The 24,285-nt window shown below is 56.0% G+C and carries 26 protein-coding genes; 3 read left to right on the top strand and 23 right to left on the bottom strand.

The window, feature by feature from the left end:
• The first annotated feature begins 52 nt into the window (after nt 1–52).
• Nucleotides 53–526 carry a DinB family protein gene (locus BJU60_RS08530; RefSeq protein WP_070328466.1) on the top strand — a complete coding sequence of 158 codons (474 nt, stop codon included), beginning with the start codon at nt 53–55 and terminating at the stop codon, nt 524–526.
• Nucleotides 527–808: 282 nt separating this feature from the next.
• Here BJU60_RS08530 and BJU60_RS08525 read toward each other — a convergent pair whose 3' ends face one another.
• The 4 genes from BJU60_RS08525 to BJU60_RS08510 form a co-directional block, all read right to left on the bottom strand.
• Nucleotides 809–1,423, bottom strand: a complete 615-nt coding sequence (locus tag BJU60_RS08525) for a hypothetical protein (protein ID WP_070328465.1) — start codon at nt 1,421–1,423, stop codon at nt 809–811.
• Nucleotides 1,416–2,159 carry an ImmA/IrrE family metallo-endopeptidase gene (locus tag BJU60_RS08520; RefSeq protein ID WP_070328464.1) on the bottom strand — a complete coding sequence of 248 codons (744 nt, stop codon included), beginning with the start codon at nt 2,157–2,159 and terminating at the stop codon, nt 1,416–1,418. Before BJU60_RS08520 ends, BJU60_RS08525 begins: the two co-directional genes overlap by 8 nt.
• Nucleotides 2,156–2,491: a helix-turn-helix domain-containing protein gene (locus tag BJU60_RS08515; protein ID WP_070328574.1), complete on the bottom strand. Its 336-nt coding sequence runs from the start codon at nt 2,489–2,491 to the stop codon at nt 2,156–2,158. Before BJU60_RS08515 ends, BJU60_RS08520 begins: the two co-directional genes overlap by 4 nt.
• A 142-nt stretch (nt 2,492–2,633) precedes the next feature.
• Nucleotides 2,634–3,875 (bottom strand): UDP-glucose dehydrogenase family protein, encoded by a 1,242-nt coding sequence (locus BJU60_RS08510; protein WP_070328463.1) that lies wholly within the window; start codon nt 3,873–3,875, stop codon nt 2,634–2,636.
• Nucleotides 3,876–3,980: 105 nt separating this feature from the next.
• Here BJU60_RS08510 and BJU60_RS08505 point away from each other — a divergent pair, with 105 nt between their 5' ends.
• Together BJU60_RS08505 and BJU60_RS08500 are read left to right on the top strand one after the other, a co-directional pair.
• On the top strand, nt 3,981–4,241 hold the full coding sequence (locus tag BJU60_RS08505) for a hypothetical protein (protein ID WP_131464287.1): 261 nt from the start codon (nt 3,981–3,983) through the stop codon (nt 4,239–4,241).
• A gap of 215 nt (nt 4,242–4,456) precedes the next feature.
• Nucleotides 4,457–5,110, top strand: coding sequence for an excalibur calcium-binding domain-containing protein (locus BJU60_RS08500; protein WP_070328461.1), 654 nt, complete (start codon nt 4,457–4,459; stop codon nt 5,108–5,110).
• Between the two features lie 19 nt (nt 5,111–5,129).
• On the opposite strand, the gene BJU60_RS08495 is transcribed toward BJU60_RS08500, so the two are convergent.
• The 19 genes from BJU60_RS08495 to BJU60_RS08405 all read right to left on the bottom strand — a co-directional run bounded on the left by BJU60_RS08495 (nt 5,130) and on the right by BJU60_RS08405 (nt 24,283).
• Complete coding sequence (locus tag BJU60_RS08495; RefSeq protein WP_167615696.1) at nt 5,130–5,777, bottom strand: thioredoxin domain-containing protein; 648 nt, start codon at nt 5,775–5,777, stop codon at nt 5,130–5,132.
• A gap of 138 nt (nt 5,778–5,915) precedes the next feature.
• Nucleotides 5,916–6,335 (bottom strand): GNAT family N-acetyltransferase, encoded by a 420-nt coding sequence (locus tag BJU60_RS08490; protein ID WP_070328459.1) that lies wholly within the window; start codon nt 6,333–6,335, stop codon nt 5,916–5,918.
• Nucleotides 6,332–7,273: a hypothetical protein gene (locus BJU60_RS08485; RefSeq protein WP_070328458.1), complete on the bottom strand. Its 942-nt coding sequence runs from the start codon at nt 7,271–7,273 to the stop codon at nt 6,332–6,334. Before BJU60_RS08485 ends, BJU60_RS08490 begins: the two co-directional genes overlap by 4 nt.
• Nucleotides 7,270–8,256 (bottom strand): glycosylase, encoded by a 987-nt coding sequence (locus BJU60_RS08480; protein WP_070328457.1) that lies wholly within the window; start codon nt 8,254–8,256, stop codon nt 7,270–7,272. Before BJU60_RS08480 ends, BJU60_RS08485 begins: the two co-directional genes overlap by 4 nt.
• A 6-nt stretch (nt 8,257–8,262) precedes the next feature.
• The gene (rfbB, locus tag BJU60_RS08475; RefSeq protein WP_070328456.1) at nt 8,263–9,312 is read right to left on the bottom strand and encodes a dTDP-glucose 4,6-dehydratase; all 1,050 of its coding nucleotides are present in this window, start codon (nt 9,310–9,312) and stop codon (nt 8,263–8,265) included.
• On the bottom strand, nt 9,215–10,189 hold the full coding sequence (gene rfbA, locus BJU60_RS08470; protein ID WP_070328455.1) for a glucose-1-phosphate thymidylyltransferase RfbA: 975 nt from the start codon (nt 10,187–10,189) through the stop codon (nt 9,215–9,217). The genes rfbB and rfbA overlap by 98 nt, the downstream gene beginning before the upstream one ends.
• The gene (locus tag BJU60_RS08465) at nt 10,186–11,307 is read right to left on the bottom strand and encodes a DegT/DnrJ/EryC1/StrS family aminotransferase (RefSeq protein ID WP_070328454.1); all 1,122 of its coding nucleotides are present in this window, start codon (nt 11,305–11,307) and stop codon (nt 10,186–10,188) included. Before BJU60_RS08465 ends, rfbA begins: the two co-directional genes overlap by 4 nt.
• A 23-nt stretch (nt 11,308–11,330) precedes the next feature.
• Nucleotides 11,331–12,029 (bottom strand): WbqC family protein, encoded by a 699-nt coding sequence (locus BJU60_RS08460; protein ID WP_070328453.1) that lies wholly within the window; start codon nt 12,027–12,029, stop codon nt 11,331–11,333.
• 13 nt (nt 12,030–12,042) lie between these two features.
• A complete protein-coding gene (locus BJU60_RS08455) occupies nt 12,043–13,023 on the bottom strand; it encodes a glycosyltransferase family 2 protein (protein WP_070328452.1) in 981 nt (326 codons plus the stop codon).
• Nucleotides 13,024–13,035: 12 nt separating this feature from the next.
• Nucleotides 13,036–14,151 carry a polysaccharide biosynthesis C-terminal domain-containing protein gene (locus BJU60_RS08450; RefSeq protein ID WP_070328451.1) on the bottom strand — a complete coding sequence of 372 codons (1,116 nt, stop codon included), beginning with the start codon at nt 14,149–14,151 and terminating at the stop codon, nt 13,036–13,038.
• Nucleotides 14,115–15,374 (bottom strand): ATP-grasp domain-containing protein, encoded by a 1,260-nt coding sequence (locus tag BJU60_RS08445; RefSeq protein ID WP_070328450.1) that lies wholly within the window; start codon nt 15,372–15,374, stop codon nt 14,115–14,117. Before BJU60_RS08445 ends, BJU60_RS08450 begins: the two co-directional genes overlap by 37 nt.
• Nucleotides 15,375–15,394: 20 nt before the next feature.
• Nucleotides 15,395–16,528 carry a glycosyltransferase family 4 protein gene (locus tag BJU60_RS08440; RefSeq protein WP_254281677.1) on the bottom strand — a complete coding sequence of 378 codons (1,134 nt, stop codon included), beginning with the start codon at nt 16,526–16,528 and terminating at the stop codon, nt 15,395–15,397.
• Nucleotides 16,529–16,535: 7 nt separating this feature from the next.
• Nucleotides 16,536–17,579, bottom strand: coding sequence for a polysaccharide biosynthesis protein (locus tag BJU60_RS08435; protein ID WP_070328448.1), 1,044 nt, complete (start codon nt 17,577–17,579; stop codon nt 16,536–16,538).
• A 108-nt stretch (nt 17,580–17,687) separates the two neighbouring features.
• On the bottom strand, nt 17,688–18,329 hold the full coding sequence (locus BJU60_RS08430) for a sugar transferase (RefSeq protein ID WP_070328447.1): 642 nt from the start codon (nt 18,327–18,329) through the stop codon (nt 17,688–17,690).
• Between the two features lie 3 nt (nt 18,330–18,332).
• A complete protein-coding gene (wecB, locus tag BJU60_RS08425; protein ID WP_070328446.1) occupies nt 18,333–19,484 on the bottom strand; it encodes a non-hydrolyzing UDP-N-acetylglucosamine 2-epimerase in 1,152 nt (383 codons plus the stop codon).
• A gap of 11 nt (nt 19,485–19,495) precedes the next feature.
• Nucleotides 19,496–21,058 carry an oligosaccharide flippase family protein gene (locus BJU60_RS08420; protein ID WP_070328445.1) on the bottom strand — a complete coding sequence of 521 codons (1,563 nt, stop codon included), beginning with the start codon at nt 21,056–21,058 and terminating at the stop codon, nt 19,496–19,498.
• Nucleotides 21,059–21,077: 19 nt separating this feature from the next.
• Nucleotides 21,078–22,127: an EpsG family protein gene (locus BJU60_RS08415; RefSeq protein WP_070328444.1), complete on the bottom strand. Its 1,050-nt coding sequence runs from the start codon at nt 22,125–22,127 to the stop codon at nt 21,078–21,080.
• Nucleotides 22,128–22,142: 15 nt separating this feature from the next.
• Nucleotides 22,143–23,069 carry a glycosyltransferase family 2 protein gene (locus BJU60_RS08410; protein WP_070328443.1) on the bottom strand — a complete coding sequence of 309 codons (927 nt, stop codon included), beginning with the start codon at nt 23,067–23,069 and terminating at the stop codon, nt 22,143–22,145.
• Nucleotides 23,066–24,283, bottom strand: coding sequence for a glycosyltransferase (locus BJU60_RS08405; protein ID WP_070328442.1), 1,218 nt, complete (start codon nt 24,281–24,283; stop codon nt 23,066–23,068). The genes BJU60_RS08410 and BJU60_RS08405 overlap by 4 nt, the downstream gene beginning before the upstream one ends.
• Nucleotides 24,284–24,285: the final 2 nt, after the last annotated feature.

The following is a 24,285-nucleotide window of genomic DNA, read 5'->3' as shown; positions in this document are numbered from 1 at the left end:
CGAAAGGCACATGCGTATACTAGCGGTAGAATACGCAAGAGGAGGTAGTCTTATGTATCGTACCGCTAACGACTTCAAACAGGATTGGACAAAATCATCGACCGGCACGCTCGACGTGCTCCGTGCCATGACCGATGACACGCTCGGCCAAAAAATCGTCCCCGACCATAACTCGCTCGGTTGGATCGGTTGGCACGTCACGACCGCGCTCGGCTACTTCACGAACTTGCTCGGCTTCCGTCTCTCAGCTTTGAAGAGCCTGACCCAGCCCGATCAAGCGGGCGTGATCGCCGACCAGTACGAACGATACGCGCAAGAAATCTCAAGCGCCGCTGACGGTTTTACAGATGACTATTTGCTAGAAGAAGTCGACGTCCATGGGAAGATGACGCCGCGCGGTGCCGTCCTCCGCATGATGATCGACCATCAGACGCATCACCGTGGTCAGATGACGGTACTTTTACGCCAAGCCGGCCAACACGTTCCTGGTGTCATGGGCCCGACAAAAGAACAGATAAACCGCTAACAGACCTGTCGCTGATGGGATTGAAGCGCATGATCGAGGAAGGCTACTATTTCACCGAATTGCTCATCGCCATCGCACTCATCACCTCGGACATGGACCACATGTGACTGCTAAACTAAAAAGAGACGTTCGAGAACCGCTTACAGGAACAGTTCGTACTCGCCGTTCTTCGGGAGCGAAACAAGCTATCGGATAATGTCTGACATGAAGAAAAGTACCCAAGCCGCGTCATAAGTCGACGCATATTGGGTACTTTTTTGTCTTGATGATGCAACATCGTATTCATATCTCATCAATGTGTTGATCGAGTACATTTACATCACGGGGACGAATCGTCTTGAAAAACTTTCGAACCTCGCTCCTTTTCACGACCTCAAATCGCTTTAAATGTATACAGAAATCAATGAGGGTATGCTGACGAATCAATGTTTCTTTCTCCTCTAGATCTACGATGTACAGTTCAGCGTCTGTGATGACTTCTCGAATGTCCGCGTCATCGCTACAAATTAAGCCAGCGCTGATCAATCGCGCAGCAGCAAGGCTATGGATTTCACCCAAGTCGCTCGTATGTTTGAGTGGCCGACCTTCTCTGATTTTCTTTTCATCCAGTTGTTGAAACGCAAGACGAACTTCTGTCAGATAAACGAGATAAAGGTCATAGAGTTCATCTGTCGCAATCGACGCTTCCGATTCAGGATCGAATAGCACCCAAGTCCCTTCATTGATGAACGCGTCGACCTTTTCTCTAACCGAAGATGTCTTCAGTTCATTCAATACCTCAACATGGATAAGAACTTGTCCATACAGGCTGTTGATCCAATCAAAGACGTCGGCTTGTCGAAAACTTGCCGCATGGATGATGATGTTCGCATCGATGAACACCGGTTCATTAATCATGGGTGGCATCCTCTTGTAGACGACTGACCTCATCTTCTTGTAACGCTCGAGCCAGCTCGGGTCGATAGACGGAGAGCTTGTTCGCAGCGCTCAATCGTGTCAATCGTTCTTCTTCTACTGCTTTGACGACCACTTGTTCATAGGCTGGAAATGACTCGAAGCGTTGGGCTTGATCTAATGGGCTCGGAGCGATCCCGAGACGATTCCGTTCCTTGCGCCAATCGACTTCCTGTTCGCTCAAGTCAGAGAATCGATAATTGAGTTCTCGGAGTCGTCGGACGACCGAGACGTATGGCACTTGGGCCATATCGGCCAAATAGATGATGGCGGACTTCACATCATAGCCGTCTTTAAGCTTCTCCCAGACTTCTTTTGTCGTACTCTTCGGTAGCATGATCGCAGCTGCGAACCGGTCGGCTGCCCGCTCGTGATTGAACCCATCGACTTGCCACTCACTCGCTTCAGACAAATGCCATAGTTCATGGGCCGCGGTAAAGTAACGCATACGCAGCGGTTGGTAAGAATTCAGGGCGATGAACTCTTCTCCTGACATATGCTTGATGGCGACACCGTAATAAGAGTCGTCCTCGACATATTGAAAAATGAGGTTCGCGCGTTTGGCCAATACCTGTTCGATGTAAGCGCCAATGAAGACGTGACTATCAATGACTTGATCTAAGAAGTCGGCTGCGAACGCTTCTGCCGTGTCTTCAGCTATTCGTGTTGACGGCTTCATCTTTGCTCACTCTTGAGACCAACATAGTCTTCCACCGCAAATTTCAAACGTTCAAGTTCCATTTTGGCCCGTCGATTTGAGAGTGTCCCTCGCAACTCGACCGTCATGCGTTCTTCTCTCATTGAAGGGTCGGTTGTCAATTCGTTGACCGATACGCCTAAAGCATTAGCAATATCAACGATACGTTGCGGTTGGATGACACGGCTCTCATTCAACATATGACCGACCATTGCCTTGCTGACCCCGATTTCCTGAGCTAACCATTGATGCGACTTTTGATTATCTTGTAGCCTTGATTTTATATTGTTCACGATGATTGTATTTGATTTCATGATGCCACCTTCTTTCAAAATAATTATAACACCTCTTGTAGACGACTACAAAATTATAAAATAACGAACGATAATATCCCTCACTTGTTCAAAAAAAACTCTCTCCTCATCCTACGATGAAAAGAGAGTTCTATATGAATGGTCATTTCGATGACGGTGTGTTCGTCTTGCCCTGCATGCGGCCGACGCCTTCGTACTCGACGTCTTCTGGGTCGCGCGCATACTTCCATGCGTTGCGTGCGTCAATCAACCGTTTCGTCCGCATCCCGGCGAACGCTTCCGGCTTCAAGTTGACGAGTTCGTCCCATTCCGTGACAAGAATCGCCACGTCGGCTCCTTTAAGCGCTTCTTCTGGTGTCAACGCTTGACGGTACTCCCACTTCGCGAGCGGATCGTAGCCGACGACTTCGACTTCACGTAACCGTAAGTGATTGGCGAGTGTGATCGACGGTGCGTCACGCATATCGTCCGTCCCTGGTTTAAAGGCGAGACCGAGGAAAGCGACACGCAGGTTCGGACGGTGTTCGATCTTCGATGCGACGTAGGCAATCTGTTCATCGTTCGCTTGAATCGCCGCACGGATGACCGGCAAGTCGAGTTCGTTCTCGGCCGCGACGTTCAAGAGCGCGTTCATATCTTTCGGGAAACACGAGCCGCCGTAACCGAGACCAGCGTTTAAGTAAGAACGTCCGATGCGCGGGTCAAGCCCCATCCCGTCGGCAATCGTCGCGATATCGGCGCCTGCTTTATCCGCGAGGCGTGACAAGTCGTTCATGAAACTGATCTTTGTGGCTAAAAATGCGTTCGAGGCGTATTTGATCAATTCGGCGTTGATTGGTGTCGTGCAAACAATCGGCACACCGAGACGGCCATAAATGCCGGCGAGTTCTTCGCTGATTTCAAGATTCCCGCTGCCGATGACGACGCGTTGCGGTTTAAGGACGTCGGCGAGCGCACGCCCTTCTTGTAAGAATTCCGGCACGATTGCGAACGTGTGGGATGGATACATGATGCTGAGTAAGTCGGTCGTTCCCGGTGGCACAGTGCTGCGGATGACGATTTTTTGCTTCGTGTTGATCTCAGACAAAGCGGCATCGACGAACGTCATGTCGCAGCTGCCGTCTTCCTTGCTCGGCGTACCGACAGCTAAGAACAAGTAATCGACATCATTTGTGTCGGCGGTGTTATCCGTAAGTGTGATCGAGTCTGCATAGTCTTGGAGCACTTCCGCCATACCCGGCTCGTGAAACGGTGCGTGGCCGCTCATGAGGCGGCGCAGTCTCGGTTGGTCTTTCTCGACACCGATGACTTCATGTCCCGCTTTTGCAAGGCCACACAGGGTGGCTAATCCGACATATCCTAAGCCGATGATTCCAAATTTCACGCTAGTTCCTCCTTAGATAATCTATCTTCAACTGTAGCGAAAAGTCGTCTTAAAGGGAACCCTCTAACACTCTCGCAATGTTGTCTGCTATAATTGGTCAAAATGATGCTAGAAAGGACTAACCGCATGGGCTTGCTCGCTTTCTTTTTGATCACGTTATTCATCTATTACTGGTTTCCGGTCCGGGGGGGACTGCGAACCTTGTTGCTCATCCTCGTCATGATCAGCGGATGGTTGTCCATCTTTGAAATTGTCGCGATTCTCGAAGCCCGTCCTTGGGTGGCCGCTCCGATTTTCCTCGTCCTCGGTCTCGTGATTTGGAAATGGCGTAAAAATCAACAGCTTGAAGACAAGAAGAGCGTTTGACGACAGTCGAACGCTTTTTTTCTTTTTGCAGTATTCCACGAATCTGCCGAAACTCCTGCTTTTTCGATATGTATGACACGTGAACATTCGCTGTGATAAATGTGGTTCAATATCTAGCTGTCGATTCGATTTCTTAAAAGTATGCTCGCGTTGTCGCTTCGTTTTCGAGTCGAAACAGGAATATTCAAAGAGAGTCTAGGAAAAGAGGGGTGTCTATGACGATCATGACGTTCATCACGGCTGCATGCGTGGCGAGCACGCTCAGCCCCGTGTTCATCTGGTTCGCCGAACATCCGGTCGAGCCGATCAAACTACAAGTCTTCGCGACCGTCTTATATTTACTGTTCGTCGGCTCGAGCGTCTACTACTACAACTTGGAACAAGACAAGCTGCACGTCAGCGCCGACTTAGCTGAGGTCGAGGCGAACTATGACGAATCCCTGCTCGCCCTCGAGGAACAACATGCCGACGCCCTCGCCTGGCAAGCGATTCAAATCGAGCGGGACGTGACCGAGAAACTCGAGGCACGCCTTGCCGTCCGCGAAGACACGATGAAAGACAACTTGTTTCAAAAAGTGTTCGATCTAGAAGAAATCATTAAGACGCAACGGACCGAGATGTACGCGCTCGAAGACGAATTGCGGGAAGCGCACGCCTTGAACGAGCAACTCGAAAGTGAACTAGCCGCCCTCCAAGACGACGCAGTCGCCACGACCGACGAGACGGATGCGTTCTTCGAGGTGTACGGCTCCTGCCTCGATTTGAACGCAGTCTACCCGGACGGTGTCCCACTCGAGCACGACGCCTATTTGCTGTCGTTCGACACCGATCTTGACGGCATCGCCTGCGGACAGAGCGACACCCAGTAGAAATGAGGGTGTCGCTTGTTCATTCTTTCGGCATCTCGACTTGGTCCCCCGCCTCAATCTCGCCAGACATGACCCGCTCCATCTCCTCTAAGCTGAACGCGTCGAGCAACTTGATCCCGTTCACGTACACGGTCGGCACGTATTCGACGCCGAGGTCACGCGTATAGAGCCGTGCGTTTTGAATACCCGCGTCGACTTGCGGCGCGAGCAGAGCTTCCGCGTCCACACCGAACGTTTCCGCGAGCCGGTGGACGTACGCCTCCGTACCGAAGTCCGAGACCGTCTCGGCGTCGAGCCCGATGTGGCGTTGCAACGCATAGTACCGTTCCGGCATCACTTGTTCCGCATTCGCATCGACACTAGCGAGCAGTTGCGACTGCTCATTCAACAAGACGAGCGGCTGTCCTTTGAACGTCGCCTCTCCCGTCTCGATCCACCGCGACTCGATCTCCGGCAAGACGCTCTCCATCCATTTTTTGCACCATGGGCAACTATAGTCAAAGACGAAGACGATCTCGTGATCTCCGGTCTCGCCGAGCGCGACCTTATCTTCGAGCGGGAGCTCATACCTCGTATATGTAAACTGCTCTCCCCGTTCATCCGCCTCGCTTGTCCCGCAAGCCGCCAACATCATCACACCTAATAGAATCAATAGTAAACGTTTCATGCTCATCCTCCATTTGTTCTTTTGTTCATTCATTCACATACATCTGTTATACCACGCCTCCTATGAAAACTCGAGTGACGTTCTGTTGACACTCCCCGGGCCAAACAAAAAGAAGCGCTCCGATTCTAATCAGAACCTTCACGCTTCGCGCTCCATAATCACATCGTTCCCCGCTTGTCCCGTCCCGATGAAGCCATGCTTTCTGTAAAATGAAATGGCGTGCTCATTCGTCTTCTCGACGTGTAGCCGGATCAACTGCTTATGTTGCTGCGCCGCTTCATCGAACAGTCTGACCAACAAGTCATGCCCGCTCCCTTTCGGCGCCTCCGGCAAGACACAGATATGGCTGATGAAGGCGACGTCCGTATCGAAGTAGGCCGCGAGGAGGCCGATCAACCGGTCGTCGTCCCACAGTTCGAACGATGTCGCCCGGTCATGCAGCTTGCGCGCATATTCGTGCAAGTCGATCCTCTCCGACAGTGCCGTCGGGAACAAGACATCACACGCCTCGAGGTGGGCCTCGTAGTCGGCGACCGACCCGCGGCCGAGCGTGATCATACGTCCTCCAAGACGGCGACACCGAAGCCGTCGCGTCCGAAGGCGTTGCCGTTATACAGCAAATACTGCCGCCCGTTCATCTCGAACACGTGCGGGTAACATTCCATTGCTGAATCCCACCCCGAGTCGCTCCGTTCAAAACCGAGCGAGGCGTCGTCGCGCGTCCACTGCATGAGGTCGTCGGAATAAGCGTAACCGAGCCGGTAGCCGCGCGTCGGGTCGTCCCGGAAGCCGAACGTGTCACGGAAACAGAACACCATGTGATAGCGGCCACCCGCCTCGAACACGGTCGGGAGCGCCTGGCTCTCGTCTTGAATCACATCATCGACGATGCGGCCGTGCCGGGTGAACGTGCGCCCGTCCTCGGACGTCGCGAGCGCGATCTTGTACGTCCGTTCGGCGACGCCGTCCGGGCCCGTCTTCCACGTCGTACCGTAAATGTAGTACATATACAGCTTGTCTTTCGTGAAGACGAACGGGTCCCCGACGAGGAACGGCTCATCGACACTCGCCGATAGCATCGGCCCGTCACCGAGCCGCTCGAACGTATGCCCGTCGTCATGACTGATCGACAGGCCGATCCCCGTCTCGACCGACACTGACTTGCGTCGGCTCCAGCCGCTCGTATATCCGTACAGGCCCGTGTCCGTCCGCGTGACGTGGAACGGGAAGATGCCGTGCTCATCGAACGTGCCCAGTTTTCCGAGCGGGATGACCGGGTCGTGCGATACGGCGATCACTTCGAACGACGGTGTCATATCGACGTAACGGATATGGCTCTTGAACGTCCCGTCCGTATCCGGCTCCCGGGTCGAGAAGTAGATGCGGACGAAGTCGTCGAAGACGAGTGCTTGCGGTGATTGAGCGAACGCTGAATAGTCCCCGAAAAAGCCGTGCGGCTTGGGATCGAAAATATGCCCGAGCTTCCGCCACTTCATGTCGTTTCCTCCTTCCGCTCGGCGATGCCGAAACCGGCCCGTCCGACCTCGTTGCCGAGATAGAGCAGATAACGCTTCCCGCCGACGACGAACGTGTGGGGATAGGCGACCATCTCGTCGTCAAACCCGACTTCTGAGCGGGTGAAGCGCATGACGTCATCGTCGCGCGTCCAGTTCAACAAGTCCGGCGACGACGCATAGCCGAGCCGATACGTCCGTTCGGGATTCTTCCGGTAATCGGTCGCGTCGCGATAACAGAAGAACATATGGTACGACCCGTTCTCATAAAACACGTCCGGGCTCGCCTGCGCCTCGTCCGGGATGATGCTCTCGATCAAGTCGCGCTCTTGTTTCACCCAGTTCACGCCGTCGGCTGACGTGGCGAGACGGATCTTGTACACCGGTTCCGGTTTGCCCTCGTGCATGAGCCACTCCCGGCCCGCGATGTAAAACAAGTACCACGTGTCATTAAAGCGTCGGATTTTCGGCCCGCTCAAGACGAACGGTTCATCGAGCGTATACGACAAAACCGGTCCCGGACCGATCCGCTCGAACGTCTTGCCACCGTCCCGACTCACTGCTTTGCCGATAGTGACGTTGAACGGGACCGACGTACAACGTGTCCAGCCGCCGTAGTAGGCGTGTACCTCGTCCCCGACGTCGATTGCCGAGAACGGATAGATGCCGAACTCGTCGAACGTGCCCCGCTCCCCGAGCGAAAGCGCTGGCTGTTCACTCACGCGCAAAATCGAGAAGTCTCGTTTATCGACGTCGACGTAAGCGCTATAGCTGACGTAGCGGCCATCGATTGGTTTCGGCCGGCAACTGAAATAGATGCGCAAATACGTATCGCGCTCGAGCACGGACGGTGCCTGTGCGAATGCATCCATCCAATCAATGTCGGTATCTCGTTCCGGACTGAACAGCAAGCGCCGGTTCGTCCATTCGTACGTCGTCTTCGTCGTCTTCGTCGTCTCAGCCATTCCCCGTCACCCTTTCGCGTACATCTTGTCGTAGTAGTGTGCATAATCCCCGGAAACGATGTGGTCGACCCAGTCAGGATGCGTGACGTACCAGTCGACCGTCTCCCGCAAGCCTTGGTCGAACGTGTAGGCCGGACGCCATCCGAGCTCGGTCGTGATCTTCGTGTTGTCGATCGCGTAGCGGCGGTCGTGCCCGGGACGGTCGGTGACGAATGTGATCTGGGAGTCATCTTTACCGAGCAGTTCTAAAATTAAGCGGACGATCGTCACGTTCGCTTGTTCATTGTTGCCGCCGATGTTATACACGTCGCCGTCGCGTCCCCGCTCAGCGACCGTCCAAATCGCCACGCAATGGTCTTTGACGTGGAGCCAGTCACGGATCTGTTGACCGTCACCGTACACCGGGAGCGTCTCCCCGCGCTCGGCGCGTTGGATCATGAGCGGGATCAGCTTCTCGGGGAATTGGTATGGCCCGTAATTGTTGCTGCAACGCGTAATATTGACCGGGAGGCCGTACGTCTCGTGATAGGCTCGGACGATGAAGTCGGAGCTCGCTTTCGAGGCCGAGTACGGACTGTTCGGGGCGAGCGGGGTCGTCTCGGTGAAGAGCCCGTCTGGCCCGAGCGTCCCGTACACCTCGTCGGTCGAGACGTGGACGAATTTGACGCCGTCCGAATAGTCACGTGAGTGTTTATCATCAGGACGTAAATTCCAGTGCCGCTTCGCCGCGTCTAGCAGCACTTGTGTCCCGAGCACGTTCGTCGTCAAGAACACGTCCGGTTCGACGATGCTCCGGTCGACGTGCGACTCGGCCGCGAAGTGGATGACGCGCGTCACGTCATACGTCGCAAACACGCGTTCGACCGTCTCGCGGTCCCGGATGTCACCTTTGACGAACACGTAACGCGGGTCGTCGATGTCTTGTAGCGTCTCGAGGTTACCGGCGTACGTGAGCGCGTCAAGGTTGACGATACGCCACGGCTCGTTTTCCAGAAGCATCTTTATGAAGTTTGATCCGATGAACCCGGCTCCGCCAGTTACGAGTAAAGTCTTCATGCTCGACACGCTCCTCTTCAAGAAGTGATAGGATATACTGCCCGTAATCCGTCATCTTTAACGTTTGGCCGATATCGCGGAGCTCGGTCGACGTGATGAACCCGCGGCGCCAGGCGATCTCCTCGAGACAGGCGATATAGTAACCTTGCCGTTCCTGCACCGTCTGGACGAACACCGACGCCTTGATCATCCCTTCCGGCGTCCCCGTATCGAGCCACGCCATCCCGCGTCGGAACAAGACGACGTTTAAATCACCGGCCTCGAGGTACATCTGGTTGATCGAGGTGATCTCGAGCTCGCCGCGTGGGGACGGCTGGACTTGTTTGGCGTACTCGACGACACGGTTGTCATAGAAGTAGAGACCGGGCACGGCATAGTTCGACTTCGGCTGCGCCGGTTTCTCTTCGATCGAGATGACGCGGCGATTATCGTCGAACTCGACGACACCGAACGCGCGTGGGTCCTTGACCGGATAACCGAACACGGTCGCTCCTGTCTCGCGTTGTTTCGCGTCACGTAAGAACTGCGTCAAATCCTGTCCATAAAAGACGTTATCGCCGAGGATGAGGCAGACCGAGTCGTCACCGATAAAGTCCGCACCGAGGATGAAGGCGTCGGCGAGACCGACCGGTTTGTCTTGCACTTTATACGTGATCGACAACCCGAGCTGATGTCCATCCCCGAACAACCGCTCATAGCCATTGATGTCTTTCGGTGTCGAGATGAGCAGAATGTCTTGGATCCCAGCGAGCATGAGCACCGACATCGGATAGTAGATGAGCGGCTTGTCATAAATCGGGAGCAACTGTTTCGAGACGGCTTTCGTCATCGGATAGAGCCGTGTCCCATTACCGCCTGCTAAAATGATTCCTTTCATGTCCGGTTCCCTCCTTCAATAATCAAGTCGCAAATCCGGTCGACCATCTCGAGCGTCATGTCCGGATAGAGCGGCAGCGTCAAGATGCGGTCGGATACATATTTCGCGTTCGGCACGCGGGCGTCGAACGTATAACAACTAAAATCGGTGACGAGCGGATAAAAGTACTTCCGGGCGAAGATGCCGTGCTCGGCGAGCCAAGCCATCATCTCGTCGCGGCGGCGTCGGTCGCCTTTGAACAGCACCGGATAGTAGGCGTAGTTTGAGACGGTGTCGTCGCCTCGGCGGTTCAAGCGAATCGTCGGGATTCCCCTGAGCCGTTCGTCATAGCGTTCGACGATAGCGCGCCGTTTCATGACGTCGTGCTCGAACCGCGGCAAGTTACAGCGCCCCATCGCCGCCTGGAACTCGTTCATCTTGGCGTTGCCCCCGACCGATTCGACCGCTTCGGGTCCGGTGATGCCAAAGTTAACGGCCTGTTCGATGGCGGCGTGGTGACTCGGCTCATTGTAGGCGAGCGCACCGCCCTCGATCGTATGGAATACTTTCGTCGCATGGAAACTGAACATGCTCATGTCTCCATATGTGGCGATGCTCCGTCCTTGATACGTGACCCCGAACGCATGGGCCGCATCGTACAACACTTTCAACCCGTGCCGTTTGGCGATGCGATCGATCTCGTCGACGTGGCAGACGTTACCGTACACGTGCACCGGAAGGATGGCCGACGTCTTGTCGGTGATGAGCGACTCGAGCTGCGAGACGTCTAGCGTATAGTCGAGCGGATTGATGTCACAAAAGACCGGTGTCAATCCTTTTCGGACGAGCGCATGCGTCGTCGAGGCGAACGTGAACGGTGTCGTGATGACCTCGCCCGAGAGGCCGAGGACGTCAATCGCCGTCTCGAGCGCCAAATGTCCGTTCGTCAGGAGCGAGACGTGCTCTGTACCGAGCAATTCCGTCAATTCTTCTTCGAGTGCGCGGACGTGTTCGCCGCGATTGCTGAGCCAGCGGCTGTCCCAGAGCGGTCGGATCATCTCGACGTACGCCTCGAACTCAGGCATCGCCGGACGTGTCACGGCGATCGGCGGCGACAGATCGTGTTTCGGTAAGTTCATCTAGTCCCTCTCCTTCTATTAAGTCAAGTTAGCGTGTAGGCGTTCAGCAGCTCGCGGACTTTCGGTTTCGAGTTGAACATGAGCACATCGATGATCGACAAGTTCGGTGTGAACGGTTCATTGAATTGCCGGTATGTGACCGGGTCCATCTTAATGAAGTCGAGCTCGACCCCGGCTTCGGCGAACATCGCTTTATCGTATAAGGCCGTGCCCCCGATCGCGTTGATGTAATGGTCCGCATCTAAATGTTCACAGATGGATAAAACGAGATGCTCACATTTCGCATTTTTGTCGTTCGTGAGCTCCGACGAATAGAGGATTGATGTGTCGAGTCCGACATAGTCACGCACCTCACTCAAGAGACGCCCTAAGTAAGCGGCGACGTTCCGCTCCTCGTCTTTCATGATCCGCTCGACCATCGGCATGACGTCCGCAAAGTGTGGCGCGTGCTGATAGGCGTGACGGATGAGGCGTAACTGGGAGTGCCGCTGCTTCGAATCAAGCACACGGTCATGCTCATTGATCAAACGCAATTGGGACATGTGCTCGACCGGCATTAAAATCGGCTTCGTTTTACCCTCGAGCAGGATTGTGTTGCGATGGATCCAGCCCCCTTTAATGAACTGGACATCGTCAAGGATGACGAACGTGTCGACCGCGGCCATGAGTTGGAAGTAGCCGAGGTATGGAAAATAGTAAGGTTGCATGATTGCCAGTTTCAAGTTTACGACCCCCTTATATCAGTTGCCGCGACCGAAGCCGAATCAACAGTTCGGTGACGATCGGATGCCGCACCATCAAGTAAGGACGAATCCGCTCTTTCCCGACGAAACGGTCAAGGTAGCGATCGTATCGTGGTGACTTTAAAGCGGCATAGTCTCGTCTCAGCCGGTGCAGCCCGACCTCGAACGAGATGCGGGAAAGTTCCATCTCTTGATGATACTGTCCGTTTGAATACGCATCGAACGTATCGATGAAGCGGATGAACGCCTCGTGACGCGCGATATCCCGCTCGAGGTCCCCTTCGTTCCAGATCGTCGTCGCCGATCCTGCGACGCCATATCGGTAGACGCTCATCACCTCGGGCATATAGTAAGCGTAGCCATGACTCGCGACGTACAGTTTCATCGCCCCGTCTTTTGCCGGCGCATCGCTCAACCAGTCCGGCCCGCCCATGATCAGCCCGTTTCGGTACAACATCGACATCGTCGGGATGAACCCGAGCAGTTGCAGCTCACCGGCGTTGTACGTCCGTGCTTCAAACGACGCATACTTTCGGTTCTCAGGCATCCATGGAATGACGCGCCAATCCGTATGCAACGTGTCGTCCGTCTCAACGTAGGCGTCGTGGAAGCAAAGCGTGCAGTCGGGATTTGCTTCCATGTAGTCGACTTGCTTTTGCAACTTGTGCGGGTCGATCCAGTAGTCGTCACCGTCACAGAGGGCGACGTATTTGCCGCGGGCCCGCTCTTCGTTCAACAAGTTGACGAACACGCCTTTTGAGTACTGATTCTCCGTCTGATAAATGACCCGGATCTTGTCGGGGTGAAGACGTTCGTAACTTCGGACGATCTCGGCCGTCCGGTCCGTCGACGCATCCTCATGGATCAGGATCTCGAAGTCGAAATCCGTCTCCTGCATGAGGAATCCTTCGATCGTCTGACCGATATACGCCTCATGGTTATAGGTGATGCAGTTGATACTGACCATGATCATCGCGTTTCCTCCTCACAGCACTTCGGTTTCAGCTCGGGCGACGGTATCGGCGTACGTGTCGGGCTGGCCCGGGTCGAACGGTTCGTTCACCCACATGATGGTGACGAGGTCGGTCGTGCCGACGTTCTCGATATTGTGGACGTATCCAGGTGGGATCTCGACGACTTCGAGCGTTTCCCCGCTCACATGGAACGTCATGACTTCCGTGTCGTCGACCAATCGGAGACGGATGACACCTTCTCCACTGACGACGAGGAATTGCTCATGCTTCGTGTCGTGCCAATGTTCCCCTTTTTTGATGCCGGGCTTGGCGACGTTGACGGACACTTGCCCCCGGTCCGGCGTCTTCAAGAACTCGGTGAACGAGCCGCGCGCGTCGCGGTGCATCAGGAGCGGTGTCACCATCCGCTCTCTCGGCAAGTAACTCGTGTACGTGCTATACAGCTGTTTCGTGAACGCGTCCGACAAGTCCGGTACGCTGTGCGCCGCTCGCATCGTCTCGAACGCCTCGAGCGTACGGACGACGTCGAGCAGGGAGATCTCATGCGCCGGAACCGTCGGATAGAGCGCGACGTCCGTCGTCAACGTGTCAAGAAACGAGGCGACGACATCATCGACGTGGGCGAGCGTGAGCAATCGGTCCGGATCGTTCACCGTGACCGTCTCGCCGCGCGAGATCTGATGACAGAATGTCGTGACGGCGCTGTTATAAAAGGGTTGCCCCCACTTCCCGAACACGTTCGGCAAGCGGAACAAGTGGACCCGCGTCTCCGAGCGTTCGCTGTAGACGACGAGCACGTTTTCCGCGTCCCGCTTGCTGCGGCCGTAGTCGTTGTCTTGCGTCGCCTGGATCGACGAGGCGAACACGATCGGGACCGGGTTGTATGACAACAGCTCCGTCGCGATGACCTCGGTCAAATCGACGTTACCGGTGATGAATTCGTGCGGGTCTTCCGGCCGGTTGATGCCGGCGAGATGGAAGACGAAGTCGGCCGCTCGGAGCATCCGGCTCCGTTCAGCGAAGTGTGTCTCCCGCGTGACTTTAAGGACGTTGTGCCCATCCTGTTCAAGTGCGTGCGTGAGGTGTTTTCCTAGAAAGCCGTTTGCTCCGGTGACGACGATGTCCATGATAATCCCTCCTTCCGTTGAGTAGCCGGCGTGACGTGAAGCGTCACCCATTTGTCCGGATGATCGAGCAAGCGGAGCATCGTCGGCACGTCTTCAAACCGAAGGATGAGGCTGCCGAGCGATTTGTTCGCCCCTTCGAAGCACGGAATATCCGTACCGATCGCGTAGGCCAAATTCGATTTGACGATCGTGTACCCTTTGGATGCGAACGTGAGTCCGATAAAACGGCCTGGGATCTGGCTGCCGAGAATGAAGTAACTCGACGGCGTCGTGACATGTTTCATTTCCAGTTCGACCGGTCGTCCGAGCGCGAGGTCGATCGTCGCGCTCACCATGTCGACACCGGTCGCCTGTTCGATGATCTGCGGGATATAGTTGCCGCCGTTACGGGGGCCGATGTCCATCAAGTAGACGTCACCTTTACTGACGAAAATGTCGAAGTTGAGCGGACCGTTCTTCAGCCCGACTTTCGTGATCATGCGTTGAAGCGTGGCGTGGACTTTCGCTTGGACGCGGTCCGGTTGGACGCTCGGGAAGCTCGCACCGATGGGCGCGAACGGGTTGACGCCTCTCACGTTGAAATGGCTGTTGCCGAAACAACGAAAGACAAGTTTCCCGTCGACGACGAACCCGTCTCCGGCGACTTGATAGCCGTCACGTTTGACGAACTGTTCGACGACGATTTCCCCGCCCGGTGACACCTCGAAGGCGGCGGCTAGCTTTTCGCGAATCCTCCTGGGCGTATCCGACGAGGTGATGCGGCTAATCCCTTTGCTGCCCGACGAGTCGGCTGGTTTGACGACGTACGTCCCACGCAGCGTCGACAGTGCCAAAACGGCCGTTTCGAATTCGGTGAAGGCGTATGCCTCAGGTGTCGGGAAGCCGTTCGCTTTCAAGAAGGCGCGGAACTTGACCTTATTCGTCAACGTCTCGACCGTCTGGAACGGGTTCGTGACGAGTCCGAGCGCTTCGCCGACATAAGCCGCAGTGCGAGCGGCCGGGTCTGACGCGTAAGCGATGATCCCGTCAATCTGTTCCTCGCGTGCCACTTCGAGCACGCGTTCGCGGTCGAGTGTACTGACGCAATAATAGCGGTCAGCGACGTTTCGCCCCGGATTGTCCGGCAAGAAATCGCACAGAATCGTGAAGATCCCTTTCTCTTTCGCCTTTAAAATGACGGGCGTTTGATGCATCGCTCCTCCTAACAGCATGAGCTTCACCATGTCGTTGGTCTCCTTTGGCGTCAAATGATGTGAGCTTGCGTGAACAGTTGGCGATACGTCGCCGCGGTCGCACGGTTGCGACGATTCTCGACGCTTTGTTTTGACAGGGCGCCATGCGTCGCGAGCCGTTCCGGTGCTTCCAGGTAGTTCCGGAGCGACACCTCGAGCGACGCAGCGGTCGGCTCACATTTGAAACAGTTCTCCCCTTCCGTCAAATGCCCCGAGACGTTGTCGACTTGACGGCTGACGATGACGCCCATCCCGGACGCGCACGCCTCGATGATCGTCAAGTTGCCGTTCGAATAGGTCGCCGGCAAGACTAAGATGTCCGAGTCACGATAGACGAGATGCATATTGTCCCAGGCGTCGATTTCATCCAAGAACGTCACACCTTCGAGGTCATGCTCCTTGATGTAGTCACGACACGCCTCGTACAAGTGTCCGTCCCGGTTCAACGCGAGCGACAGGTTCGGATAGTCTTGTTTCAAGGCCCGGTACGCTTCTAGGGCGACGAGCGGTTGGTAGCGGTCGATGAGCCGGTTCGCGAACAAGATCCGGATCGGGTCACCTCGGCGCTTCACGCGGAGCGGATGGTCGAAATAGGCGTCGATATCGATCGGGTACGGGGCGTTGACGACTTGTTCTTCCATGAATCCGAACTCGCGGACGAATTGGTCGCGGGCGACTTGTCCCATTCCGAAGATCAGGTCGGCGTCACGGAACATCGTGTGGATGATCCGTGTCTTCCACTTCGCGTTCGCTTGTTCGAGCAGCTTGTCCGAGGCGTTATCCTCACCCGACACGTCGCGGATCGGCTCGCTCAAGACGACGACTTTACTGCCTTTCCGTTTCGCGAGCTTCAAGATGAGCGAGTGCAGCGGTGTGAAGCCGGCGACGAGAATGATGTCCGGTTTGAAGCGGGCAAGTTCTTGGAACACTTGGAGTGACACATAGTTCAATGGTCCGGCGAAGTAGTTGCTTTTGAGCACTTTACAGCGGTCGCCGAGCGGGACTTTCCACCAGTCGGGACGTCGGGCAGTCAATTGGTCATAAAACCAAAACTCGGTATCGAAATGTTCTTGGAGCGCGTAGCAGAACTTGACTTGATACGGGGCGGCGATGTTCGTGATGAAGACGAGTCGTTGTTTCATCATATTCACCTCACCCGATCCGCTTCGTCGAGCTCGGCACGTGCCAAGCTGCGAGTTCTGCTTGAATGTAGGGCAGCGTCAACAGCAGCCGTTTCACGTCTTCGACGCCGAGCTGTTCGGTGTTGTTCGAGTTGTACTCGCCTTGGACCGTCAGCTCCCTGCTGCCTTCACTGAAATATTTATCGTAGTTGAGGTCACGGTTGTCAGCCGGGACGCGGAAGAAACCACCCATATCTTCGGCGAGGACGTGTTCTTCACGTGTCATGAGCGTCTCGAACGTCTTCTCGCCATGCCGGGTACCGATGACTTTGACCGGATTGTCGACTTGGAACAATTGTTTGAGCGCCTCGGCGAGGTCTTGAATCGTCGAAGCCGGTGATTTTTGGACCATGATGTCGCCCGCGTGCGCATAATTGAAGGCGAACACGACGAGCTCGACCGCGTCACTGAGACTCATCAAGAACCGGGTCATGAGCGGGTCGGTCACGGTGAGCGGTTCCCCGTTTTTGATCTGTTCGACGAAGAGCGGGATGACCGAGCCGCGGGACGCCATGACGTTACCGTAACGGGTACCACAGATGAGCGTCCTGTCCGGACCGACGGCGCGTGCCTTGGCGACGAATACTTTTTCCATCATCGCTTTCGAGATGCCCATCGCGTTGATCGGATAGGCCGCCTTGTCGGTCGACAGGCAGATCACTTTGGCGACACCGGCGTCGACGGCAGCGTTCAAGACGTTCTCGGTGCCTAGGATGTTCGTCTTGACGGCTTCGATCGGGAAAAATTCGCACGAGGGGACTTGTTTGAGCGCCGCGGCGTGGAACACGTAATCGACGCCGTACATCGCGTTCTTGACGCTATTCGAATCGCGCACGTCACCGATGTAAAATTTCAGTTTGTCATCGTTGTAGCGTTTGCGGATGTCTTCTTGTTTTTTCTCGTCACGTGAGAAGATGCGGATCTCTTTAATGTCCGTATGGAGGAACCGTTCCATGACGGCGTTGCCGAACGAGCCGGTCCCGCCGGTGATGAGCAAAGTCTTATTCGAAAACATGATCGAGTCTCCTTTCTGAGGTGCATTGTCTGAGAGGTCAGGAGCTTGTGTATGAAGTCTTTTACCCGCCAAATTTGAAATGAATTGGTAATAGAAGGGAAACTCCTATCATTTTTTCGCAACATGTGTCATCTCTTTTTCTTTCAACGGGACGGTCGGCGGTTCGACCTGCCCTTCGATGATGCCTTTGCGAAGGAGGACGTTTCGGACCGTCAACAAGATACAGACGAGGTCGAGACGGTGACCCATGTGCCGGACGTAATCCCCGTCAAACTTCGCCTTCACCTCGATCGGGAGCTCATCGCGTCCTTTCACTTGCGCCCAACCGGTCAGGCCTGGTTTGACCGGGGCGACGCCTTCTGCGCGTCTCGCCTCGATCAAGTCGGTCTGATTCCACAGCGCCGGCCGCGGACCGACGAGCGCCATGTCGCCTTTTAAAATGTTGACGAGTTGCGGGAGTTCGTCGAGGCTCGTCTTCCTGAGGACGCTACCGATCGGCGTGATGTGTTTCGTCGAGTCGGCGAACATGTGGGTCGGCACGTCTTTCGGCGTGTCGTCCCGCATCGTCCGGAACTTATAGATCCAAAACAACGTCTCGTCCTGACCGACGCGCTGCTGTTTGAACAGGACCGGTCCTTTCGAGTCGAGTTTGATCAAAATCGCGATCAACACGAGCAACGGTGCGAGCAAAAATAGTGCGAGTGAACTTAAGACGATGTCGAGTTTCCGCTTTTGATTCAAATAGCGCATCCCTCACACCTCCTTCTTGAGCGGACTCCCCGGAGTCTGTTTCCACACTTCACGCATCACATAATCCGTGTACGACAACAAGATGCGGAGCACTTTATCGGACACGTTCGGCATCGCGTAGTCGGAAACGAGGCGCATCGGCGTCTCCGTCTCCTCTAACACGCGGAGCGCCTGGAGGACGCGGTCGCGTTTCAAGCCGACCATCATCGCCGCCCCTTCTTCCATCGCCTCGGGCCGCTCGTGCGCTTGGCGGATGTTTAAGCCCTTCAGCCCGAGGATCGAACTCTCCTCGCTGATCGTCCCGCTGTCACTGAGCACCGCTTTCGCATACATCTGCAAGTGGACGTAGTCGCTGAACCCGAGCGGCTTGAGCGTGCGGATATTCGGGTGCAGCGTCACCCCGGTCTCGCGAATCCGGTTGGCGGTGCGCGGATGCGTGCTGATGATGAGCGGGAGGTCGTACGTCTCGGCGATCGCATTCAACGTGTCGACGAGATCGAAGAAGTTCTCATCCGCACTAATGTTCTCGTCCCGATGCGCGGAGACGACGAAGTAGCCGCCTGCCGTCAGACCGAGCCGGTCGAGCACGTCCGAGTGGTCGATTTTGTCTCGCTGGCGCGTGAGCACCTCGAACATCGGACTGCCCGTCTTGATGACGCGGTCGGACGGGAGCCCTTCTTTCAGAAGATACTCGCGGGCGATGTCGCTGTACGTCAAATTGACATCGGCGATATGGTCGACGATGCGGCGGTTCGTCTCTTCCGGCACCCGTTCGTCAAAGCAGCGGTTCCCTGCCTCCATGTGGAAGATCGGGATTTTATGGCGTTTGACGGCGATGGCGGCGAGGCAGCTGTTCGTGTCGCCGAGAATGAGGACGGCGTCCGGTCGTTCAGCCTTGAGCACCGGATCGACCGCGATCAAGATGTTGCCGATCGTCGCCATCGGCCCGTCAGCGGAGGCGTCGAGGATGTAGTCGGGCGTGCGTAGACCGAAGTCCTCGAAAAAGATCTCGTTCAACTCGTAGTCGTAGTTTTGTCCGGTGTGGACGAGGATGTGTTCGATCGCCTCCGACGCCTCGAGCTTGGCGATGACGGCCGAGAGACGGATGATTTCCGGGCGCGTGCCGACGATGGTCATCACTTTGAGTCGATTCATAACGTTCCCTCCTAAGAAGTATGGTGGATGGATAGGATGCGGATCTTCACTTGGGCGAACACTTGATGGACGAGTGCTTTCTCGCTGTCATCAAACGCGAGGAACCACATGATGATGCCATAGAGGACGACGAGCACGCCCCCTTTCAAGGCGAAGGCGAACAGGTTCGACGCCGGGAACAGCTGTTGGATGCCCCAGCCGATGACCGTATAGAGCGCGAGCGCCGGAAGAAGCTTCATGTGGCATGACCGGAAAAATAGCCCGATGTCGAGTTTGAGCACACGGCTGTAGACGAAGTTCATGTAGACGACGAGCCCGACGATATTGCCGATACAGATGGCGACAGCCGCCCCGATCGGCCCGTAAATCGGGATGAGGAGCGGAGATAACGTGATGCTGATACAGGCGACGATGAGCGACGCGTAAGCCCGATATTTCACTTTGTTCTCGGCGATGAGCGTCGTGTTGCCGATGTCTTGTGTCAATGTGATGAGGCTCGGGGCGATAAGGAGGAGCGCGACGTAATATGAGTCACGAAACGCCTCGCCGACCCAGAGCCGCATGAACTCTTGCCCGAGGACGAAGAACGACGTGACGATCAATCCGACGATATAGAGCTGGATGCGGCCGATCCGGACGAACAAGACGGCGATTCCTCCCCTGTCGTCACGCGTGAGCATCCGGCTCACTTTCGGCAAGAACAAGAAACCGAGCGCCGACGCGATCGTCCAGACGTACCCTTCGATGACCATCCCGATCGAGAACAAGGCGATCGAGGCACTGCCGGCGAGCATCCCGAGCAGGCTCGGCGTGATGTTGAGGATGAAGCGTTGGGCGACGAGCGTGACCGTGCTCCATGTCATGAAGCCGAAGATGTCTTTATAAATTCCTTTGTCGCGTTCACGGAAGTTCGCGCGGACCGTCGTCTTCCGATGGATAAAGATGTATTCGATGATGAGCACGAGCGTGCCGACGAACGCGGTGACGAGGACGAGCGCATACAGCCCGTATCCGAGGAGGAGCGCCGTCACCATGAGGGCGACGGTCGCGATCTTTTCTGTCAACTGGAGCGCGCTCGAGAACAAGAAGTACTCATGTGAGACAAGGATGCCCGTGAACGGTTTTGCCGGGAATGACATGACGATGAACAGACCGGCGACGACGTACAGGACTTTCAACTTGTCGAGCTCGGCCGCGGTCAGCCCCGCGTATACCGAGTCGAGGAAGAAATAGACGACCGCGAGGATGATGAACAAGACGAAGCCGATGACGGTGAACAGTTTATAGGCGACGCCGAGGAAGCGTGCCGCCTTATCCTCGTCCCCTTCGGCCATGTATTTGCTCATGAACCGGGATACGGCCGCGTCGAGCCCGAAGTCCATCGCGAACATGCTGATCAGCGAGATGGTGAGCATGTAGAGCCCGTAGTTCGCTTGACCGATCTCCTGGATCATCCACGGCGTATAGATCAATCCGGACAAGATGCCGAAAAAGATTTGCGTATACGACATCGCTGCCCCGTATTTGATTTTGCGCGTGCTCGCGGCCTCATCGGGCTCGACGCGTGTCGACATGTGTTTCCACCTCTCTTCCTTACTGCCAGAAGAACGTATACACCGGTGCGTCCTGCAGGAACAACAAGACTAAAAGCGTCACCGCCGCGTAATAGACGAGCAATCGTTCGCGCCGCTCGAACGTCTTGAGGATCTCCGGGATCATCAGAATCAAGAACAGCGTGAAGTATTGGACGAGTCGCATCATCGACGGGTTGATGAACGTGAGCGGCAAGAAGCATGCCGCGAGGAACAATGCGTTAAAGTAATGCGTCGCCGACGGGTTGTTCGCCAAGATCTCATCGCGCCGCCATAAGGCGACGAACAGGACGAACAGGAGCATGACGCTGAAGTTGATCGCACCCGCACCATTCATGTAGTCATACGTGTCGTAGCCAGATAACGTCACCAACATCTCAAAGAACGGGCCCCGAAACACGAACAAGGCGGCGATGAAGCCGAGCATGCCGAGAATGTACGCTTTCGTCAGTTGCCGGTTCGCCAAGAAATAAAACGGCAAGAACACGAGCGCCGACTTATGGATCGTCATGGCGACGAACACGAGGACGAGAAACAGTAGGAGCTTGCGGGCCCTGACGAAGTGATAACCGATGAGGACGACGAGCGCCGTCGCCACCGTCTGGCGTAACCCCGTCACGGCGAAAAATTCATAAAACAGGACCGAGAAGAGTAAAAAGCTGATGAGCGGCTCGCTCGAATATTTATAGATGAAGTAACCGAGCGGCACCATGAAGATGACGGCGATCAAGACGAGATACAGTTGATAGTCCGAGATGACGAACTGGGTGAGCCGTTGGAACAAATAATAGCCCGGGTCCTCGCTCTCGGTGAAGACGATGGTAAAGAAGTCCTGCGTCAGCGCTTCGAGCGGCAACGGCTTCGTCGCAAGGAAAAGCGCTCCGTATTGCGCCGTGTCGTCCCCGACCGAGATGTGACGAAATCCCGACAAGACGATCCACTGGACGGTCGCGAACGTCACGAACCAACCGCGCCTGTAAGTCGTGTCAGAACGCATGAGCAGCATCGCCCAGAGGACGAGCAGTGCGATGTTGACGAGATAGATGGTCATGAGGTCGCCTCTTTTCTAACGATAGATGAGGTTCGTGACGCCCCGATAGAGCGACAGCAAGTTCGAGATCAACAGTCCGTTGAACCGCAGACGCCCATGTTCGAACGGACTGAAATAGTCACGCACGTCCCGGGTCGCGAGATACGCTTCACGCACCGCCGCCGCGTCTTCTTTGAACGTATGGCGCAAGATGATCGGGATGAGCGTACCCGCGTCCGGACGGCGCTCGACGTCAAGGAGTAACTGGCTGAGGTAGCGGTCCGACTCGATTTCGGCACGGTGGGCAATCTTTTTCGTCTGTTGGGCCCCGTGAATCCGGGACAGAACGAGCGGCTCATCCGTCAAATAGTAGTCAAACCCGTCAAGCGCGAACCCGATCCAACACATCCAATCTTGGATGAACCGGTCCTCCTGCGAGAAGCGCCGCATTGCGAACGCCGCGCGTGGGATGAGGAGCGCACAACCGTTCAGGCTCGACGTCAGCATCAAGTGACGGAACATATCACCCGCTTGATATAGCCCGGTGAACTTGCGCTGGTAACGCCGGATCGGGGCCCCGTGTTCGTCGATGAAGCGGGTGCCGGTGACGAGGATCGTCCGTGACGGGTCGAGTTTTTCCCGCTCGAGCGTCTCGAGCTGCGCCTCGATCTTCCGCGGGGCGTACAAGTCGTCGTGGCTGAGCCAAGAGAAGAAGTCACCGCGCATCTCGTCGATCCCACGGTTGAGCGCGCTCGAGACGCCGCCGTTCACTTGCTCGATGTAACGGATCCGGTCGCCGTAGGTCTTAGCGACGGCGGCCGTCTTCCCTCCGTCGGTCGAGCCGTCGTTGACGACGATGATTTCGATGTGCGTATACGTCTGGGCCAGGGCGCTGTCGATACATTCGGCCAAATAGTTGCTCCCGTTATACACCGGGATGATGATCGAGACGAGTGGTTTCATAGAATATTCCTCACTTTCTCGTGTCGGAGCGCCGCATAGACGTCCAAGTAGTCGACGGCGCGGTCACGGAGCGCAAAGTTCGTCCGGGCATGGGTGACGCACGCGTCTTTGTACGACCGTTTGCCACGGGCAAAGATGCGCTCGATCCCGTAATTCAAATCGGCGAGTCCCCGTGTCGCGACGACGATACCAGTGTCATCTGTGACGAGTTCAGGGCTCGCGGTCGCGTCCAAGACGAGCACCGGCGTCCCGCACGCCATCGCCTCGACCGTGACGTTGCCGAACGACTCCTGTTCCGATAAGTTGAGGAACACGTCGGCGAGCGCGTAGTAGCGGGCGAGCTCACGGGCGTCGTTCGTCTCGTTGACGTGGATGACGTTGTCCGGGAGCTCTGTGTCGTCAAGCCGGCCGATCAAGAGAAATGCGTCGTTCGGACGTGCCGCCGCGAGGTCGAGGAAGGCACCGAGCCCTTTCGCCTCACTCCACGTGCTCGCGACACCGAGAAGCACCATCTTGTCGGCCAACTGAAGCCGTGCCCGGAGCTCGGTCGCGTCGACCGGACGAAACACGTCGAGGTCGACCCAGTTATGAATCCGGCGCAATACGGCAGCGTGTCGGAGGAACGAAAAGCGCGCCTCGGTCGTGATCCAGTCGGAGACCCCGACGACGGCGAGGCGCGGGATCGCCGTCAACCAGCGACGCTTGTCTTCGAGCATCTCGCTCGTCCGGTCGAACAGCCAGCTCGGGATATCGTCCCGAAGTTGCGGGCAGTCGCCGCAGCCGTGTTGCCACTTGTTGCACCCGACCGTCGTGTAATGCGTGCATTTGCCGGTGAAGAACCAGCAGTCATGGAGCGTCAACACGGTCGGGATGTCGCGTGCGGCCAAGTATTCGAACAACGTCCTGAGATGAACGTAATTGGCATGCAAGTTATGGAGATGGACGACGTCCGGGGTGTAGCGCTCGATGTCACGGACCAAATTCTCCGTCGCGAGCTTCGAGGCGTAGCCTTGCCGTCCGGTGAGCCGGGCGTGCAGCGCGTGTATCTTCACGTCTACGGGATCGCCGATGACGTAACTCGCCTCGGTGACCGGTCCCGTCGAGTGGGCGACACGCGTCTCGTGTCCGCAGTCGTGATGGACAGATGCGAGTTCTTTACAGATTCGTCCAGTGCTCTTCACGTCGTTGATCGCGTTAATATGGAGAATCTTCATCG

Origin of the sequence: Exiguobacterium aurantiacum (assembly GCF_001766415.1) — a bacterium.
GTDB lineage: Bacteria > Bacillota > Bacilli > Exiguobacteriales > Exiguobacteriaceae > Exiguobacterium > Exiguobacterium aurantiacum_A.
This window is presented reverse-complemented; position numbering and strand designations above follow the sequence as displayed.

Excerpts from the sequence above, each read along its gene's own strand:
- BJU60_RS08530 (WP_070328466.1), top strand. The coding sequence starts at position 53 with ATGTATCGTACCGCTAACGACTTCAAACAGGATTGGACAAAATCATCG.
- BJU60_RS08525 (WP_070328465.1), bottom strand. The coding sequence starts at position 1,423 with ATGATTAATGAACCGGTGTTCATCGATGCGAACATCATCATCCATGCG.
- BJU60_RS08520 (WP_070328464.1), bottom strand. The coding sequence starts at position 2,159 with ATGAAGCCGTCAACACGAATAGCTGAAGACACGGCAGAAGCGTTCGCA.
- BJU60_RS08515 (WP_070328574.1), bottom strand. The coding sequence starts at position 2,491 with ATGAAATCAAATACAATCATCGTGAACAATATAAAATCAAGGCTACAA.
- BJU60_RS08505 (WP_131464287.1), top strand. The coding sequence starts at position 3,981 with ATGCTAGAAAGGACTAACCGCATGGGCTTGCTCGCTTTCTTTTTGATC.
- BJU60_RS08500 (WP_070328461.1), top strand. The coding sequence starts at position 4,457 with ATGACGATCATGACGTTCATCACGGCTGCATGCGTGGCGAGCACGCTC.
- BJU60_RS08495 (WP_167615696.1), bottom strand. The coding sequence starts at position 5,777 with ATGAAACGTTTACTATTGATTCTATTAGGTGTGATGATGTTGGCGGCT.
- BJU60_RS08490 (WP_070328459.1), bottom strand. The coding sequence starts at position 6,335 with ATGATCACGCTCGGCCGCGGGTCGGTCGCCGACTACGAGGCCCACCTC.
- BJU60_RS08485 (WP_070328458.1), bottom strand. The coding sequence starts at position 7,273 with ATGAAGTGGCGGAAGCTCGGGCATATTTTCGATCCCAAGCCGCACGGC.
- BJU60_RS08480 (WP_070328457.1), bottom strand. The coding sequence starts at position 8,256 with ATGGCTGAGACGACGAAGACGACGAAGACGACGTACGAATGGACGAAC.
- rfbB (WP_070328456.1), bottom strand. The coding sequence starts at position 9,312 with ATGAAGACTTTACTCGTAACTGGCGGAGCCGGGTTCATCGGATCAAAC.
- rfbA (WP_070328455.1), bottom strand. The coding sequence starts at position 10,189 with ATGAAAGGAATCATTTTAGCAGGCGGTAATGGGACACGGCTCTATCCG.
- BJU60_RS08465 (WP_070328454.1), bottom strand. The coding sequence starts at position 11,307 with ATGAACTTACCGAAACACGATCTGTCGCCGCCGATCGCCGTGACACGT.
- BJU60_RS08455 (WP_070328452.1), bottom strand. The coding sequence starts at position 13,023 with ATGATCATGGTCAGTATCAACTGCATCACCTATAACCATGAGGCGTAT.
- BJU60_RS08450 (WP_070328451.1), bottom strand. The coding sequence starts at position 14,151 with ATGGACATCGTCGTCACCGGAGCAAACGGCTTTCTAGGAAAACACCTC.
- BJU60_RS08445 (WP_070328450.1), bottom strand. The coding sequence starts at position 15,374 with ATGGTGAAGCTCATGCTGTTAGGAGGAGCGATGCATCAAACGCCCGTC.
- BJU60_RS08440 (WP_254281677.1), bottom strand. The coding sequence starts at position 16,528 with ATGATGAAACAACGACTCGTCTTCATCACGAACATCGCCGCCCCGTAT.
- BJU60_RS08435 (WP_070328448.1), bottom strand. The coding sequence starts at position 17,579 with ATGTTTTCGAATAAGACTTTGCTCATCACCGGCGGGACCGGCTCGTTC.
- BJU60_RS08430 (WP_070328447.1), bottom strand. The coding sequence starts at position 18,329 with ATGCGCTATTTGAATCAAAAGCGGAAACTCGACATCGTCTTAAGTTCA.
- wecB (WP_070328446.1), bottom strand. The coding sequence starts at position 19,484 with ATGAATCGACTCAAAGTGATGACCATCGTCGGCACGCGCCCGGAAATC.
- BJU60_RS08420 (WP_070328445.1), bottom strand. The coding sequence starts at position 21,058 with ATGTCGACACGCGTCGAGCCCGATGAGGCCGCGAGCACGCGCAAAATC.
- BJU60_RS08415 (WP_070328444.1), bottom strand. The coding sequence starts at position 22,127 with ATGACCATCTATCTCGTCAACATCGCACTGCTCGTCCTCTGGGCGATG.
- BJU60_RS08410 (WP_070328443.1), bottom strand. The coding sequence starts at position 23,069 with ATGAAACCACTCGTCTCGATCATCATCCCGGTGTATAACGGGAGCAAC.
- BJU60_RS08405 (WP_070328442.1), bottom strand. The coding sequence starts at position 24,283 with ATGAAGATTCTCCATATTAACGCGATCAACGACGTGAAGAGCACTGGA.